Origin of the sequence: Synechococcus sp. R70.1, assembly GCF_047461675.1 — a bacterium.
Lineage (GTDB): Bacteria > Cyanobacteriota > Cyanobacteriia > Thermostichales > Thermostichaceae > Thermostichus.
Window position 1 is genome coordinate 1 of record NZ_JANSHR010000020.1, and the last position, 1,440, is coordinate 1,440.

The 1,440-nt window shown below is 53.8% G+C and carries 1 protein-coding gene and 1 pseudogene; both read right to left on the bottom strand.

Going from position 1 to position 1,440, the window contains the following annotated elements; genetic code table 11:
- Window positions 1-396 (bottom strand): annotated as a pseudogene (locus tag NW807_RS02355) (hypothetical protein); the annotation flags it as partial.
- The coding region (locus NW807_RS02360) for an FAD-dependent oxidoreductase (RefSeq protein ID WP_414425192.1) at window positions 393-1,440 on the bottom strand (1,048 nt) is incomplete at its 5' end. The gene NW807_RS02360 and the pseudogene NW807_RS02355, both read right to left, overlap by 4 nt.

The following is a 1,440-nucleotide window of genomic DNA, read 5'->3' on the forward strand; positions in this document are numbered from 1 at the left end:
CCAGCGGCGGTAAAACAGGAAAAGGTAAATCCACATCAGCCAGCAAAAGAGCTGGGCAGTAAGATAAAGCCCCAGCTCCGGCTCAACTCCTAACAGGCGGCTCATGATGGCCACCGCCAGAGGATAGCCCGGAAAGAAAGCCACATTGCTCTGCTCGTAGGCGATCTTGTCAAAGCCCACAAACTGATAGCCCCGCCGCACAATGCTCAGGTACCAGTAGCTATCGCGCTGGGTTAAACCCTTGAAGATAGAAGCATAGTCATCCCCCTTGCTCCAGAGGGAGATCAAGAAGATCTCCAGCCCTGTCAAGGCTAAGCTTGGCAGCAAAACCTGGATAGAGAAAGGGGCAAGACGCTGCCAGCTTTGCCGCAAAAGAGGGCCAAGCGAGAAGCTCATCGTCGGACCTTCGCGGGTGCGGGTGGCACTTTGATCTCTTCTTGGTAATCGCTGTCGGAGTTCACCTGCCAGAGATCGTGGCTGCCGGGGCGGAGAACGTTTTCGGCCGCCAATAGGCCCATCAGCAGGCTGTGATCCTGGTTGTTGTACTTAAACGAGCCATAGCGGCCCACCAGTTGCAAGTTTTCAAACTGGCCGAGGTACCTTCGCAAGATGGCCAAGTCTTCTTTGTAGCTGCCGGTGTAGATAGGATAGGTGCGGGGTAGGCGCACCACAAAGCCGCCAGAGATCTTCTGGCCTTGCAGCAGGCCAATTTGGCGTAGCTCCCTCTCGGCCAAAGCCAGCAATTGCTCCTCGGGAGCTTGCCACAAGGGATCCCCAAAGTTGCACCAATACTCACAGCACAAGGGGGTTTGTTCTCGGTTGGGGAGCATAGCCGGCGACCAATTGGCGAAGTTGGTTACCCGACCGACCTGCACTGTTGGGTCGTTGATATACAGCCAGTTATCGGGGAAAAGCTGGGATCCCTCCACAATCAGATAAACCAAAACGGTGTTGCGAAACTTGAGGTTGCGGGCTGCCTGCAGTACCTCTGGAGGAGGCAACTCCTGTAGGCTCTGCACCAAAACTGTCAGAGGGATCGAGGAGATGACGTGGGAGGGGGAGACCCATGTTTCACTTCCATCCTGAAGATTGCGCAATTGCAGCTTGACAATCCGGGATCCCTCATGCCTAAGGGCAATGACCTCTGTATTTAGCCAAACTTTTTGACCTTCGGCCAGCAAAAACTCCTGCATTTTTTCGTAGAGCTGGCCGGATCCCAGCCGAGGAAACTGAAACTGATCGATTAGAGATTTCACCAAACCTCGATTCCACCCCAGTGCTTTTCGTATGGCCTCTCCAAGACTGAGACCTTTGATGCGCTGGGCAGCCCAATCAGCACTGATCTCGGTGCAAGGGATCCCCCAAAGCTTTTCAGTATAGCCTTCAAAGAAAATCTGAAAGAGACGCTGTATCTTATACACATCATACGCTGCCGCAGAT